The sequence below is a fragment of the Methylobacterium sp. Gmos3 genome, from assembly GCF_056430985.1.
In genome coordinates, this window is record NZ_JBWJYL010000001.1 from 180,038 (window position 1) to 192,988 (window position 12,951).

General features: G+C 69.8%; 14 protein-coding genes and 1 pseudogene. 10 read left to right on the forward strand and 5 right to left on the reverse strand.

Going from position 1 to position 12,951, the window contains the following annotated elements; genetic code table 11:
• The first annotated feature begins 21 nt into the window (after positions 1 to 21).
• From ACS5Q7_RS00900 to ACS5Q7_RS00910, 3 genes are all read left to right on the forward strand, one after another.
• Positions 22 to 753, forward strand: a complete 732-nt coding sequence (locus tag ACS5Q7_RS00900) for an MIP/aquaporin family protein (RefSeq protein ID WP_478337549.1) — start codon at positions 22 to 24, stop codon at positions 751 to 753.
• A gap of 131 nt (positions 754 to 884) precedes the next feature.
• On the forward strand, positions 885 to 1,079 hold the full coding sequence (locus ACS5Q7_RS00905; protein WP_478337550.1) for a hypothetical protein: 195 nt from the start codon (positions 885 to 887) through the stop codon (positions 1,077 to 1,079).
• Positions 1,076 to 1,708, forward strand: coding sequence for a DUF4254 domain-containing protein (locus ACS5Q7_RS00910; protein WP_478337551.1), 633 nt, complete (start codon positions 1,076 to 1,078; stop codon positions 1,706 to 1,708). The genes ACS5Q7_RS00905 and ACS5Q7_RS00910 overlap by 4 nt, the downstream gene beginning before the upstream one ends.
• On the opposite strand, the gene ACS5Q7_RS00915 is transcribed toward ACS5Q7_RS00910, so the two are convergent.
• Positions 1,659 to 3,050 (reverse strand): tetratricopeptide repeat protein, encoded by a 1,392-nt coding sequence (locus ACS5Q7_RS00915; protein ID WP_478337552.1) that lies wholly within the window; start codon positions 3,048 to 3,050, stop codon positions 1,659 to 1,661. The genes ACS5Q7_RS00910 and ACS5Q7_RS00915 overlap by 50 nt on opposite strands.
• Positions 3,051 to 3,362: 312 nt before the next feature.
• Between ACS5Q7_RS00915 and lipA the strand changes: the two genes are divergently transcribed.
• Positions 3,363 to 4,340: a lipoyl synthase gene (gene lipA, locus ACS5Q7_RS00920; RefSeq protein WP_478337553.1), complete on the forward strand. Its 978-nt coding sequence runs from the start codon at positions 3,363 to 3,365 to the stop codon at positions 4,338 to 4,340.
• Between the two features lie 16 nt (positions 4,341 to 4,356).
• Positions 4,357 to 4,812: a type II toxin-antitoxin system RatA family toxin gene (locus ACS5Q7_RS00925; RefSeq protein ID WP_478337554.1), complete on the forward strand. Its 456-nt coding sequence runs from the start codon at positions 4,357 to 4,359 to the stop codon at positions 4,810 to 4,812.
• A 4-nt stretch (positions 4,813 to 4,816) separates the two neighbouring features.
• On the opposite strand, the gene ACS5Q7_RS00930 is transcribed toward ACS5Q7_RS00925, so the two are convergent.
• On the reverse strand, positions 4,817 to 6,001 hold the full coding sequence (locus tag ACS5Q7_RS00930) for a GGDEF domain-containing protein (RefSeq protein ID WP_478337555.1): 1,185 nt from the start codon (positions 5,999 to 6,001) through the stop codon (positions 4,817 to 4,819).
• 108 nt (positions 6,002 to 6,109) lie between these two features.
• Positions 6,110 to 6,610: a CinA family protein gene (locus ACS5Q7_RS00935; RefSeq protein ID WP_478337556.1), complete on the reverse strand. Its 501-nt coding sequence runs from the start codon at positions 6,608 to 6,610 to the stop codon at positions 6,110 to 6,112.
• A 98-nt stretch (positions 6,611 to 6,708) separates the two neighbouring features.
• Between ACS5Q7_RS00935 and ACS5Q7_RS00940 the strand changes: the two genes are divergently transcribed.
• On the forward strand, positions 6,709 to 7,098 hold the full coding sequence (locus ACS5Q7_RS00940) for an MAPEG family protein (RefSeq protein WP_478337557.1): 390 nt from the start codon (positions 6,709 to 6,711) through the stop codon (positions 7,096 to 7,098).
• Positions 7,099 to 7,166: 68 nt separating this feature from the next.
• Here ACS5Q7_RS00940 and ACS5Q7_RS00945 read toward each other — a convergent pair.
• Positions 7,167 to 8,419: pseudogene (locus ACS5Q7_RS00945) on the reverse strand (bifunctional 2-C-methyl-D-erythritol 4-phosphate cytidylyltransferase/2-C-methyl-D-erythritol 2,4-cyclodiphosphate synthase).
• A gap of 156 nt (positions 8,420 to 8,575) precedes the next feature.
• Between ACS5Q7_RS00945 and dusB the strand changes: the two are divergent.
• The 3 genes from dusB to ntrC are packed head-to-tail and all read left to right on the forward strand — an operon-like array spanning position 8,576 to position 12,223.
• On the forward strand, positions 8,576 to 9,589 hold the full coding sequence (dusB, locus tag ACS5Q7_RS00950; protein ID WP_478337558.1) for a tRNA dihydrouridine synthase DusB: 1,014 nt from the start codon (positions 8,576 to 8,578) through the stop codon (positions 9,587 to 9,589).
• Positions 9,586 to 10,719 (forward strand): two-component system sensor histidine kinase NtrB, encoded by a 1,134-nt coding sequence (locus ACS5Q7_RS00955; protein ID WP_478337559.1) that lies wholly within the window; start codon positions 9,586 to 9,588, stop codon positions 10,717 to 10,719. Before dusB ends, ACS5Q7_RS00955 begins: the two co-directional genes overlap by 4 nt.
• Before the next feature lie 34 nt (positions 10,720 to 10,753).
• A complete protein-coding gene (ntrC, locus tag ACS5Q7_RS00960) occupies positions 10,754 to 12,223 on the forward strand; it encodes a nitrogen regulation protein NR(I) (RefSeq protein ID WP_478337560.1) in 1,470 nt (489 codons plus the stop codon).
• 181 nt (positions 12,224 to 12,404) lie between these two features.
• On the opposite strand, the gene ACS5Q7_RS00965 is transcribed toward ntrC, so the two are convergent.
• Positions 12,405 to 12,680, reverse strand: a complete 276-nt coding sequence (locus tag ACS5Q7_RS00965; protein ID WP_478337561.1) for a hypothetical protein — start codon at positions 12,678 to 12,680, stop codon at positions 12,405 to 12,407.
• Positions 12,681 to 12,770: 90 nt separating this feature from the next.
• Here ACS5Q7_RS00965 and ACS5Q7_RS00970 point away from each other — a divergent pair, with 90 nt between their 5' ends.
• Positions 12,771 to 12,947, forward strand: coding sequence for a ribosome modulation factor (locus ACS5Q7_RS00970; protein WP_478337562.1), 177 nt, complete (start codon positions 12,771 to 12,773; stop codon positions 12,945 to 12,947).
• Positions 12,948 to 12,951: the final 4 nt, after the last annotated feature.

Genomic DNA, 12,951 nt, shown 5'->3' on the forward strand with positions numbered 1-12,951 from the left:
CAACTACGGGGAGAATACGTCATGGCATCGCCGTTCCTGGGCGAAATGCTGGGCACGATGACGCTCATCGTGCTCGGCGACGGTGTGGTGGCGGGGGCGCTGCTGAAGCGCTCCAAGGGTGAGGCGATGGGCTGGATCGGCATCACCGCCGGCTGGGCCTTCGCCGTGCTCGCCGGGGTGTTCGTGGCGAATGCCACCGGCAGCGCCGATGCGCATATCAACCCGGCGGTGACCCTCGGCGGGGCGATCAGCACGGGCGATTACGCGAAGCTCGCGGTCTACCTGCCGGCGCAGTTCCTCGGGGCTTTCCTCGGCGCGGTGGTGGTGTGGCTGCACTACCTGCCGCATTGGGCGGAGACGCCGGACAAGGACCTGAAGCTCGCCGTGTTCTGCACCGGCCCGGCCATCCGCAGCGCGCCGGCCAACATGATCTCGGAAATCGTGGGCACCTTCTTCCTCGTCTTCACCATCGCCGCCCTGGTGGCGAGCACCTCCGGTACTGCCGGCGCCTTCCCGCGCGGCGTCGCGCCCTACCTCGTGGCGATGCTGGTCTGGGGCATCGGCCTGTCGCTTGGTGGAACCACGGGCTACGCCATCAACCCCGCCCGCGACCTCGGCCCGAGGATCGCCCACGCAGTGCTCCCCATCGCCGGCAAGGGGCCGTCCGATTGGGGCTACGCCCTGATCCCGGTGGCGGGTCCGGCCATCGGCGCGATCCTCGCCGGCCTGTTCGTGCGGATGCTCGCGATCTGACGGTGCGGTTATGCAATTCTGAATGGTTTTTCTTCATAAAATGCAATCTCAACTTAGTGGAAGCTCAAATTTGAAACTCATATAGACGTCTGAATTGCAGAAGAACTGATCAGACGGGCGGCGATCGGGTCATGTCCTATGTGTCGACACATAGCTCGAACCCGCAAATCGTCCGCCCGTCCGGGCCGGAGGACACCCACCAGCCCGCCGACCTCCGGCGCGCCTCGCCCCGGTCGGTACGCACCACGAACCTGCCGGAGATCGCATTCGAGGCGGCCCGCGACAGCCTCTTCACCCTGTCCACGGCGGGGATGCGAAACGCATGAGCGGACGCGTTCCATTGCCCATCACCGGAGACGCCGTCACCGCCTTCCACGCCGAGGGGACTCGGGCCTTCTTCACGGAGGGCGCCCTCGTGGCACCGGGCGAGACCACGCCGCTCTGGCTGGCCCTGTCGGACAATCACCGGAACAACATGCGGCTCTGGGCCGAGGAGGATCTCGCCCGCCGGGTTCACGTGAGCGACGCGGAGATCGCCGCCAACAAGCGGGCGATCGACCGGTTCAATCAGGCACGGAACGATGCGGTCGAGCGCATGGACGAGGTGCTTGAGGCGCTGATGACGGCGCCCGATGCCGCGGGGGTGCGGCTCAACAGCGAGACGCCGGGCTCGATCATCGACCGTCTCTCGATCGCCAGCCTGAAGATCTTCCACATGGCGGCGCAGGTCGCGCGAACCGATGTCGACGCCGCCCACCGGGAGAGCTGCGCGGGCAAACTCGCCCGGCTGCGCCTGCAGCGGACGGACCTGTCCGGTTGCCTCGATGCCCTGCTCGGCGAGTGCCGCCAGGGAAGGGCGAGGTTCCGCACCTACCGCCAGTTCAAGATGTACAACGACCCCAGCCTCAACATGGCGCTGGTACGGGAGGCGCAGCGCCCCCCCGCCCACGGCTGAGGCCGTCCAGTTCCGTCATCAGCAAAGCGACGGCGCCGGGCCAATCGCCCAGCGTCGGCTGACGCACGAGGGACGCGCATTCGGGATAGAGTACCGAGTCCCGCTCCCGGTTCATGTGCCGCCCATCCATCACCCGGCCCGCCAGCAGCCATGTCCGTTTGCCGAGGGCGCCGGAGAGGTGAAAGGGCCATGCGCAGATCGTGGCGACACCGTCGAGCCCGGCGATCAGCGTGCCGGTCTCATCGAAGGGCAGTTCCTCCCCCATCACGGTGGCATCGTGGCCGAGTCCCGCCTTGAGCATGCGACGCAATCCGAAGCCGCGCTGGAGAATGACCCAGTGGACGTCGCTGCGGGCGAAAAGGGGGGCGAGGGCTGAGAGCGGGATGCTCTTGGACTCGCCGTGATGCATGTCGCTGTGCCAGTAGAGGCCGATGCAGGGGCGGCCCGCAGCCCGCGCCCTGATCCCGTGCAGCATCGCTTCGACCCGCTCGCTCGGCGGCGCCCGGAGATACGCTCCGGGACATTCCCCGCCGACCCGGGCGAGTCCGTAGGTCCCGACCCAGACATCGCTTTGGCTGCGGATCGCCTCGCCCTCGTCCAGGCCGACGACGGCATCGACGCCCGCGCTCAGGATCAGCCCATGGCAGCGCGGGTTGACGACCGCGACGATGCGGGTGGCGCCGAGCCGCCGGAGTTGCGGCACGTAGCGGATGAACTGGAAGAAGTCTCCGAAACCGCCATGGGGGAAAATGGCGATGGACCGGCCTTCGAGCGGCTCGCCCTCCCACAGCCGCTCCAACAGGGGCGTGGGGGCCAGATAGGAGCGGTAGAAAGCCCGGCTCGACATGGCCATGAGGTAGCGGTGGCCCTCCGGGTCGCCGCGTTTGAGCATCGCCGCGCCGAGGATCAGCGAGATGAACGGTTCGCCGGGCCGCTCGGCCAGCAGCGCCCACAATTCCGACACGGCTTCGTCGATGAAGCCCGCCGCCTCCAGAATCCGCGGCCGCCAGCACCAGTCGCTCGGATGGGTCCTGTCCCGGAGGTCCAAACGATCGAGGTAGGGGCGGATCAAATCCGGCTCGCCGCTCTGTGCGGCGCAGATCGCGAGACCGTAGCCGGCCGACACCTGATCGCCGATGGGGGCGGACGGCGTTTCGAGGATGTGACGCCAGTGCCGGATCGCCTCGCCGAAGCGCAATTGCTTCGACAGGCACTCGGCGAGTTTCGAACGCAGGGGCAGGGCATCGGGCGCGTCGGCGAGCGCGGCTTCCAAAGCTGCTTCCGCCGCCTCGAACTCTCCGGCGGCGATGGACCTGGCCGCAACATCTTCAACACTGTCCATCGTCTCGACTGTCATCCGACCGGCCCGACTATCATCATTCATCAGCGGGACGCGCGGTCAATCATCCAGAAATTGCATCGTTATTTTATAATATCAGTGGCTGTAGGCCGATGATCTTCCGAACCTGCCGATCCGCCGGCTGGCGGCGACCGGCGCGCCGGTCTGACGGTGAGCCGGTCGCCCGACGATTCCTGAGACAGGCGCGGGATCCCGTCGCGATCCGTGGTCGCGCCCGTTTGCGGCAGAGGCGCGAAGGGCCTAGATCAGCGGCATCCTCTCTGAATGCGCGCCCTGGGCGCGATCCGGTTTCCTATGGCCGTCGTCCTCGACATCCTCAAGAATGACCCGCGGCCGCCGCGCCACCCGGAGAAGGCCCACCGGCCCGACCAGCAGGTGGCGCTGAAGAAGCCGGACTGGATCCGCGTGAAGGCGCCGGGCTCCAAGGCCTGGGGCGAGACGCAGAGGATCGTCCGCGAGCACGGCCTCGTCACCGTCTGCGAGGAGGCGGGCTGCCCGAACATCGGCGAGTGCTGGGAGAAGCGGCACGCCACCTTCATGATCATGGGCGACACCTGCACGCGGGCCTGCGCCTTCTGCAACGTGCGCACCGGCCTGCCGGAGGGGCTGGACGCCGCCGAGCCGGAGAAGATCGGCGATTCCGTCGCCAAGCTCGGCCTGCACCACGTCGTCATCACCTCCGTCGACCGCGACGACCTGAAGGATGGCGGCGCCGAGCATTTCGCCCGCACCATCGCGGCGATCCGCCGGGCGAGCCCCGGCACCACCGTCGAGATCCTGACCCCCGATTTCCTGCGCAAGGACGGCGCCCTGGAAACGGTCGTCGCGGCCCGGCCCGACGTGTTCAACCACAACCTGGAAACGGTGCCTTCGAAGTATCTGACGGTGCGCCCCGGCGCCCGCTACTTCCACTCGGTGCGCCTGTTGCAGCGGGTTAAGGAGCTGGACCCGACGATCTTCACCAAGTCCGGCATCATGGTCGGCCTCGGGGAGGAGCGGAACGAGGTGCTCCAGCTGATGGACGACCTGCGCTCGGCCGAGGTCGATTTCCTCACCATCGGCCAGTATCTGCAGCCGTCGAAGAAGCACCACGCGGTGATGCGTTTTGTCCCGCCGGACGAGTTCAAGGCTTACGAAACCACGGCCTATGCCAAGGGTTTCCTGCTGGTGTCGGCGACGCCGCTGACGCGCTCGTCCCACCATGCCGGCGAGGATTTCGCGCGGCTTCAGGCGGCGCGGCTCGCCAAGCTGTCGCCCGCGCTGTCCGCCTGAGGAAAGTCCGTTCGGAATGCCATCCTTCCGGGTCACGCGCCGGGTGCGGCACACTGCCCAGCAGATGTACGACCTCGTCGCCGACGTCGAACGCTACCCCGAATTCCTGCCGCTCTGCGAGTCGCTGCGCGTCATCCGGCGCCAGGACAGGCCGGAGGGCACCGAGGTGCTGATCGCGGAGATGGGCGTCGGCTACAAGGCGATCCGCGAGCGGTTCACCACCCGCGTCACCCTCGATCCCGGGGGGCACCGGATCGTGGCCGAGTACATCGACGGCCCGTTCCGGCACCTGGAGAACCGCTGGCTGTTCAAGGACGCCGAGGGCGGCGCCTGCGACATCGACTTCTTCATCACCTACGAGTTCAAGAGCCGGGCGCTCGGCCTGCTGATGGGTTCGATGTTCGACCGCGCCTTCCGCAAGTTCACCGACGCCTTCGAGGGGCGGGCGGCGCGGATCTACGGCACCGCCTGACCGCTCAGGCCGCCGCCGGACCCGCCACCTCGACGCGGTTCCGCCCCAGCGCCTTGGCCCGGTAGAGCGCCCTGTCGGCGCTGGCGAGGAGCTGGCCGAGATCGCTCCGGCCCTGCCGCGCCTCCGCGAGGCCGATGCTGACCGTCGCGCGGATGCCCTCGGTGGAGGCTTCCGCGAAGCGCGCGGCCACCGCCTCGCCGATCGTGCGCGCCTCCGCGAGGCCGCGACCGGGCAGGAGCGCGGCGAATTCCTCGCCGCCGAGCCGGGCGACGATGGGATCGGGCGCCTCCACATCGCGGACGAGGTCGCGCACCACAATGGCGAAGTGGCGGATCACCGCGTCGCCGGCCGCGTGGCCGTGGCGGTCGTTGATCGCCTTGAAGTGGTCGAGGTCGAAGGCGAGCAGCGAGACCGGGGCGTCTCCGCCGCGCGCGGCCAACATGAACTCGCCCTGCTCGAAGAAGCCGTGCCGGTTCGAGAGGCCGGTGAGGTAATCCGTCCGCGCGGCGGCGCGCAGGCGGTCCTGCGCCTCCTCGCGGACCAGGGACACGAAGGTCATCGGCACCGCGATGGAGTACAGCACCGCCTCGTACATGGTGATCTTGGCGACCGCCGAGAGGATCTCGGGGCCGTAGGCGGCGGCGAGCGGCGGCACGACGAAGGCGCGGGCGCAGTAGAACACGGCATGCCCGGCGGGTATCGCCACGGCGAGGGGCCGGGAGCGCAGACGCCGCAGGACCCGGCAGCGATAGGTGACGAGGGCCGTCAGGCCGCAGATCGCCGCGATGGGCAGCGCCGCCACATGGTTCCAGAAGGCCGCCGGGAAATGCACCCCCGCCACGGCCCAGAGCAGGGCGAGGCCGAGGAGCAGGGCCGCGTACCAGCGCACGCCGCCGACGGGTCCGGTGAGCCGGCGCACGCCGTGCAGCCAGGCCAGGTAGCCCGACACGAACAGGATGTTGGCCGCCGCGAGCCCAGTGATGCCGGGCAGGCTGGAGCGGTTCATCGCCATGATGGCGCCGGCCGCGAAGATCACGGAGCCGGAGGCCCAGAGCCCGAGTTCCGTCGCGCGGAACGGCTGCGCCATCCGCTCCCACAGCATCATCGCCGCCCCGGTGAGCAGCGTGCCGACGAGCAGGAAGTAGAGAGTGTGAAGATCGATCTGCATCGTGGTCACAGCGAGATGCATCGGCAGTATCACCGCCGAGATCGAAAAATCTCTTACTGCACGGCTGGCGCGTTCGATCGTGGTTAAAGCTGCTTGTTTGCTTTCGCTCGAAAGTCTCGCAGCCGCCCTCTACTCGGCCGGTGCGAGCGCGCCTTCGAGGAGACCCAGCGCATCGGCGACGGCGGCGCAGCGGATGCCGGCCCGGCCGAGATCGCCGTAGCGGCGCGCGAGGTGGCGCGTCCCATTCGGGCCGGCGACGGCGAGGTGGACGAGGCCCACCGGCTTCTCCGCGCTGCCGCCGCCCGGCCCGGCGATGCCGGTGATGGCGACCGCGACGTCGGCGCGGGAGGCCGCCCGCGCGCCCTCGGCCATGGCACGGGCCACCGGCTCGCTCACCGCGCCGTGGCGCTCGATCACGGCCGGATCGACGCCGATGGCCTCGGCCTTGGCGGCGTTGGAATAGGTGACGTAGCCGCGCTCCACGGCCGCCGAGGAGCCCGGCACCGCCGTCAGCAGGGCGGCGACGAGGCCGCCGGTGCAGGATTCCGCCGTGGCGAGGGTACGGCCGGCGCTCGTATAGGCCGCCACGAGGGCTTCCGCGCGGGCCAGGAGTTCAGGATCGTCGATCACGGGCAGAGACTTTCCTGGGCCGCACGCGCCCTATGTCGCGGAAGCTTTGACTGTAGCCCCGCGTTGCAGGGCTGCTCAACCACGGAGACGGCGACACCATGATCTTCCCGGCAACCACGGCTACGTTCGCGGCGATCCTCGCGCTGGTCTACCTCGGACTGTCGGGATGGGTGATCGCCGGACGCCTGACGGGGAATGTGCTTCACGGCGACGGCGGCGATGCCGACCTGCAGAAGCGCATCCGCAGCCAGGCGAATTTCGGCGAATACGTGCCGCTGGCACTCATCCTGATCGCGCTGCTGGAGGCGCGGGGTGGCGGGCACGGGACCGTGCTGACGCTCCTCGTCATCCTCCTGATCGCCCGCATCCTGCATCCGGTCGGCATGTTCGCGCCGCCGAACTCCCCGCGCCAATTCGCCTGCCGGGGCGGGGGCATCATCGCCACGATGGGAATCATCGCGGTCGCGGCGCTGCTCCTGCTCGTGTGAGACGCTCCGTCATCCGGGGCGTCGCGACACAACTTGGGGCTTGCGAGACGCGACAGGACGAGGGCCGCTCAGGCGACCTCCTCGTCCGGCAGGCGGATGGTCGCGGCGGCCTGGGCGGCCAGACCCTCGGCGCGGCCGACGAAGCCGAGCTTCTCGGTCGTCGTCGCCTTGATCGACACCGACGTCAGCGGCACCCCGGCGATGGCGGCGATGCGGGCGCGGATCTCCTCACGGTGCTTGCCGATGCGCGGGGCCTCCGCGAGCACGGTGATGTCGAGGTGGTCGATCCGGCCGCCCCGCGCCCGCACCAGTTCGCAGGCATGGGCCAGGAACTGGTCGGACGAGGCGCCGCGCCATTTCTCGTCGGAGGGCGGGAAGTGGGTGCCGATGTCGCCATCGGCGATGGCGCCGAGCAGCGCGTCGGTGAGGGCGTGCAGGGCCACGTCCCCGTCCGAATGGGCGAGCACGCCCCGGTCGGCCGGGATGCGGACGCCGCCGAGCCAGACATGATCGCCCTCGGTGAAGGCGTGGACGTCGAAGCCCGTGCCGAGGCGGGTCACATACTGGGTCATGGCTGGCGCTCCGGCGCGGCGGCTGAGAAGGCCCGCTCGGCCTCGATGAGGTCGGCGGCCTGGGTGATCTTGCGGTTGTCGAGGTCGCCCGCGAACACCACGACCGGCAGGCCCGCCCATTCGGCGAGCGCCCCGTCGTCGGTGAAGGCGTGGAGGTCCTGCGCCGCCGCCGCCCGGTGGGCGTCGAGCAGCGGGCCGAAGGCGAAGGATTGCGGCGTCTGCACCGCACGCAGCGTCTCCCGCGCCGGAGTCTCGACCACGCGGCCGATGCCGGGCTCGATCTCCTCCACGCGCTTGACCGTGTCGGTCACGGCCACGCCCGGGACGGCGGCGCCGTAATCGCGCCCGGCGCGGATGGCGCGCGCGATCAGCTCCGGCCGGATGAACGGCCGCGCCGCGTCGTGGACGAGGACGATGGACGGCGCCTCGCCCCCGGCCAGGGCCTCGAGCCCGGCGCGCACCGACATCTGCCGCGTCGCGCCGCCCTCGACGGGCTCCGCGATGCGGGCGCGAATCGCCGGGTCGAGGTCTTCGAGGCATTCGCGGAAGAACTCCGCCGCGTCGGCGGCGATCACCGGCTGGATCGTCGCGATGGCCGGATGGGCGGCGAGCGCGGCGAAGGTCCGCGTGAGCACGGCCTGCCCCCCGACGCGCCGGTATTGCTTGGGCACCCCGCCGCCGATGCGGATGCCGCGCCCGGCCGCCACGACGATGGCGGCGACGCTCTCACTCTCTGCGGGGGCGGACATGGGGCGGTGGGAATCCCGGCGCGAACGGCGGCAGACCTGCCGCGCGGCCGGCGCCATACCTGTGAAACGTGCCCTGCGTTTAAGCGGGGGAGGGGGCGAAATCAACGCGAAGGCCGCGCTTGCGTCCGGCCCCGCTTTGCCTCATTGTTGAGCAGAATGAAGACTGACCATTATTTGGGCGCCCTGCGCCGCGGACGTTCGGCAGGGGACCCGCCCCTCTGCCTGCTGGCGCCGCTGTCCGGCGTGACGGACCTGCACATGCGCCGCATCGCCCTGCGCTGCGGGGCGAGCGCGGTCGTTTCCGAAATGGTCGCCGCGCGGGAATTCGCGAAGGGTTCGGCCGAGGCGACGCTTCGGGCCGAGGGGGCGGGCATCGACACCCACATCGTCCAGCTCGCGGGCTGCGAGGCCGCGCCGATGGCGGAGGCCGCCCGCCTCGCGGAGGCGAACGGCGCCGACGCCATCGACGTGAACATGGGCTGCCCGGCCAAGATCGTGACCGGCATCGCCTCCGGCTCGGCGCTGATGCGCGATCTCGACCATGCCGAGCGCCTGCTCGCCGCCGTGCGCGGTGCGGTGGCCATTCCGGTGACGGTGAAGATGCGCCTTGGCTGGGACGATGCGAGCCGCAACGCCGCCGATCTCGCGTCTCGCGCCGAGCGGCTGGGGCTCAACGCGGTGACGGTCCACGGCCGCACCCGCCAGCAATTCTACAAAGGCCGCGCCGATTGGCCGGCGATCCGCGCCGTGGTGAAGGCGGTGTCGATTCCCGTCATCGCCAACGGCGACGTCACCGGCCTCGACGAGGCCCGCGCCTGCCTGTCCGCCTCCGACGCGGCGGGGGTGATGATCGGCCGGGCGGCGACCGGACGGCCCTGGCTCGTCGGGCAGGTGGCGGCGGCGCTGGCAGGCCGCGCGGTGCCGTCACCGACCCGCGCGGAACAGGCCGCCCTGGCCGCCGAGCATTATGAGGGGCTTCTGTCTCTCTATGGCGCGCAGATGGGCGTGCGCCACGCGCGCAAGCACCTCGCGGCCTATGCCGAGACCGGCGGGGCCCTGAGCGACCGGGAGCGCACCGCGCTCCTGACCACCACCGATCCGCAGGCGGCGCTGGCCCTTCTGACCCGCGCCTTCGCGGGGACGGCGCCTGTGATGAGGGTGGCGGCGTGAGCGGCGACGAATTCCCCCCTCCCGGCTACAAGCTCTCGGGCAGCGAGGCCGTGCTCAACGCCCTGCCGCTGCCGGTGCTGACCATCGCCGGGGACGAGCGCATCCTTCAATGCAACCACGCGGCGGAGGCGTTCTTCGAATACTCGGCGCGGCTGATGCAGCGGCGGCGCCTGCGCGACATCATCCCCTTCGGCTCGCCGATCATCTCCCTGGTGAACGAGGTGCGCCGCCGCCGGGCGAGCGTCAGCGAGTACCGGGTCGACCTCACCCAGCCGCGCCTCGGCACGGAGCGCAGCGTCGACGTGTTCGCCACGCCCCTCGACGAGGGCGACGCCGTGGTGATGATGCTGCAAGAGCGCACCATCGCCGACAAGATGAACCGCCAGCTCACCCATCGCGGCGCGGCCCGCTCGATGGTGGCGCTCGGCGCGATGCTCGCCCACGAGATCAAGAACCCGCTCGCCGGCATCCGCGGCGCCGCGCAATTGCTGGAGAGCACCGGCGCCGAGGAGGACCGGCTGCTCACCCGCCTGATCTGTGACGAATCCGACCGGATCGTGCGCATCGTGGAGCGGATGGAATTGTTCGGGGACGAGCGCCCGGCCGAGCGCGGCCCGGTGAACGTCCACGGGGTGCTCGATCAGGTGAAGCGCTCGGCGCAATCGGGTTTCGCCCGTCACATCCGCTTCATCGAGACCTACGACCCTTCGCTGCCGCCGGTCCTCGGCAACCGCGACCAGCTGGTCCAGGTGATCCTCAACCTCGTGAAGAACGCCGCCGAAGCCATCGGCCCGGACGCGGTGGAGGGCGAGATCACCCTGGCGACCGCCTTCCGCACCGGCCTGCGGTTGCAGATCCCCGGTTCGCGGGAGCGGGTGAGCCTGCCCATCGAGGTGGCGATCCGGGACAACGGCCCCGGCATCACCAGCGAGATGCTGAGCGACATGTTCGATCCGTTCGTGACGACGAAGGCACAGGGTTCCGGCCTCGGTCTTGCTTTGGTCGCCAAGATCGTCGGCGACCATGGAGGGATCGTCGAGTGCGATCCCGCCCCACGCCGGACGACGTTCCGCATCCTTCTTCCGATGTCGAGTGCGCGTGACGGGCGCGAGCCCAATGTCGAGCCATGATCGAGATGCCTGCCGGAGGTTCTGAGTAACAGTCATGCCGAACGGCCACATCATCGTCGCGGACGACGACGCCGCCATCCGCACCGTCCTGAACCAGGCGCTGTCACGGGCGGGCTACGAAGTCCGCTCCACGGGCAACTGCGCCACCCTCTGGCGCTGGGTCGCGCAGGGCGAGGGCGACCTCGTCATCACCGACGTGGTGATGCCGGATGAGAACGTGTTCGACCTGCTGCCGCGCATCAAGCGCGTGCGGCCGGAACTGCCGATCATCGTGATGAGCGCGCAGAACACGTTCATGACTGCGATCCGTGCCTCGGAGCGCGGGGCCTACGAATACCTGCCCAAGCCCTTCGACCTGAAGGAACTGATCGCCATCGTCGGCCGCGCGCTCTCCCGGCCTCGCGGGGCGCCCGCACCCGGCGCCGGGCCGGAGAACGAGGACATCCCGCTGGTCGGCCGCTCGCCCGCCATGCAGGAGATCTACCGGGCGCTTGCCCGGCTGATGCCCACCGACCTCACCGTGATGATCACCGGCGAGTCGGGCACCGGCAAGGAGCTGGTCGCCCGCGCGCTCCACGATTACGGCCGACGCCGCACCGGCCCGTTCGTGCCGGTCAACATGGCCGCGATCCCGCGCGATCTCATCGAATCCGAATTGTTCGGCCACGAGAAGGGCGCCTTCACCGGGGCGCTCCAACGCTCCGCCGGCCGCTTCGAACAGGCCGAGGGCGGCACGCTGTTCCTCGACGAGATTGGCGACATGCCGATGGAGGCGCAGACCCGTCTGCTCCGCGTCCTGCAACAGGGTGAGTACACCACCGTCGGCGGCCGGGTCCCGATCCGCACCAACGTGCGCATCATCGCGGCGACCAACAAGGACCTGCGGGTCTCGATCCAGCAGGGCATCTTCCGCGAGGATCTGTTCTTCCGGCTGAACGTGGTGCCGCTGCGGCTCCCGGCCTTGCGGGAGCGCTCGGAGGACGTGCCCGATCTCGTCCGCCACTTCTTCGTGCTGGTCGAGCGCGAGGGCCTCACCCGCAAGACCCTCGACGGCGAGGCGATGGAGAAGCTCAAGCGCTACCGCTGGCCGGGCAACGTCCGCGAGTTGGAGAACCTCGTCCGCCGGCTCGCCGCCCTCTATCCGCAGGAGACGATCACCGGGCCGGTGATCGAGGCCGAGCTCGATACGCTGCCGCTCGCGCAGCCGGCGTCAGCGGGGGGCACGAATGGAGCCGGGCGCAAGGCTGGCGGGGAATCGGAGAGCCTGTCGAGCGCCGTCGAGCGGCACCTGTCCGACTATTTCTCGGGCTACCGCGACACTCTGCCGCCGCCCGGCCTGTATCACCGCATCCTGCGCGAGATCGAAGGCCCGCTGATCGGCGCGGCCCTCGCGGCGACGCGGGGCAACCAGATCCGGGCGGCCGAACTGCTCGGCGTGAACCGGAACACCTTGCGCAAGAAAGTGCGCGACCTCGACTTGCAGGTGTTCCGCACGGCACGATGACGAGAGGGGCGGGAGAGTCCGATGTCCCGCCCGATCCCGCCCTCGACCTCATCCTGAAGTGGCCGCCTCGGCGGGCCTCGAAGGAGGGATCCAGAGCCCTCCGCGATTCCTTGAGCCCTCCTTCGAGGCGGCTTCGCCGCACCTCAGGATGAGGGTCTGGGTGGGATGGGGTTCGGAGGGCCTATCGGCTCCGCATGATCGGATCGCCCGCCATCAGGGCACGCAGCCGCTCGGTGTCGTAGCCGTTCGGGATCGCCGGGGCGGCCTTCTTGGGCGCGGCCACGGGAGCGGGCATCGGCGCCGGGATCGAGCCCGTCGCGGACGGTTCGAACGCGACGGCGCGCGCCACCGGGGCGGGGGGCGCGAGATGGGTGAGCCTGTCGGCACAAACGAAGACCACGGTGGCGGTCGACAGCATGACGACAAGGCCGCCGAGGAAGGGACGCAGGATACGCACGCCGCAGGACTCGGGAACACTGACTGGGACCGCAACAGAATAGGCCCAGGCCCGTTAACGAAGCCCCACCTCCGACGCCCCCGAGAGCCCATGTCGAACGTGCAGGCCACCGCCAGCGACAGCCCCTTCATTCAGGGCCGCAACGCCCGCCTCTACGGTAAGCCGAAGAGCGAGTGCCCCTATGCCGAGGGCACCGAGGACTACAAGGCCTGGATGCAGGCCTACGACGAGGCGCAGCAATCCGACCCGCCGCAAACTATCCGCTAAGGCA

What these genes read in the sequence shown, in the direction of transcription:
- ACS5Q7_RS00900 (WP_478337549.1), top strand. Translation starts at nt 22, where the DNA reads ATGGCATCGCCGTTCCTGGGCGAAATGCTGGGCACGATGACGCTCATC.
- ACS5Q7_RS00905 (WP_478337550.1), top strand. Translation starts at nt 885, where the DNA reads ATGTCCTATGTGTCGACACATAGCTCGAACCCGCAAATCGTCCGCCCG.
- ACS5Q7_RS00910 (WP_478337551.1), top strand. Translation starts at nt 1,076, where the DNA reads ATGAGCGGACGCGTTCCATTGCCCATCACCGGAGACGCCGTCACCGCC.
- ACS5Q7_RS00915 (WP_478337552.1), bottom strand. Translation starts at nt 3,050, where the DNA reads ATGGACAGTGTTGAAGATGTTGCGGCCAGGTCCATCGCCGCCGGAGAG.
- lipA (WP_478337553.1), top strand. Translation starts at nt 3,363, where the DNA reads ATGGCCGTCGTCCTCGACATCCTCAAGAATGACCCGCGGCCGCCGCGC.
- ACS5Q7_RS00925 (WP_478337554.1), top strand. Translation starts at nt 4,357, where the DNA reads ATGCCATCCTTCCGGGTCACGCGCCGGGTGCGGCACACTGCCCAGCAG.
- ACS5Q7_RS00930 (WP_478337555.1), bottom strand. Translation starts at nt 6,001, where the DNA reads ATGCATCTCGCTGTGACCACGATGCAGATCGATCTTCACACTCTCTAC.
- ACS5Q7_RS00940 (WP_478337557.1), top strand. Translation starts at nt 6,709, where the DNA reads ATGATCTTCCCGGCAACCACGGCTACGTTCGCGGCGATCCTCGCGCTG.
- dusB (WP_478337558.1), top strand. Translation starts at nt 8,576, where the DNA reads ATGAAGACTGACCATTATTTGGGCGCCCTGCGCCGCGGACGTTCGGCA.
- ntrC (WP_478337560.1), top strand. Translation starts at nt 10,754, where the DNA reads ATGCCGAACGGCCACATCATCGTCGCGGACGACGACGCCGCCATCCGC.
- ACS5Q7_RS00970 (WP_478337562.1), top strand. Translation starts at nt 12,771, where the DNA reads ATGTCGAACGTGCAGGCCACCGCCAGCGACAGCCCCTTCATTCAGGGC.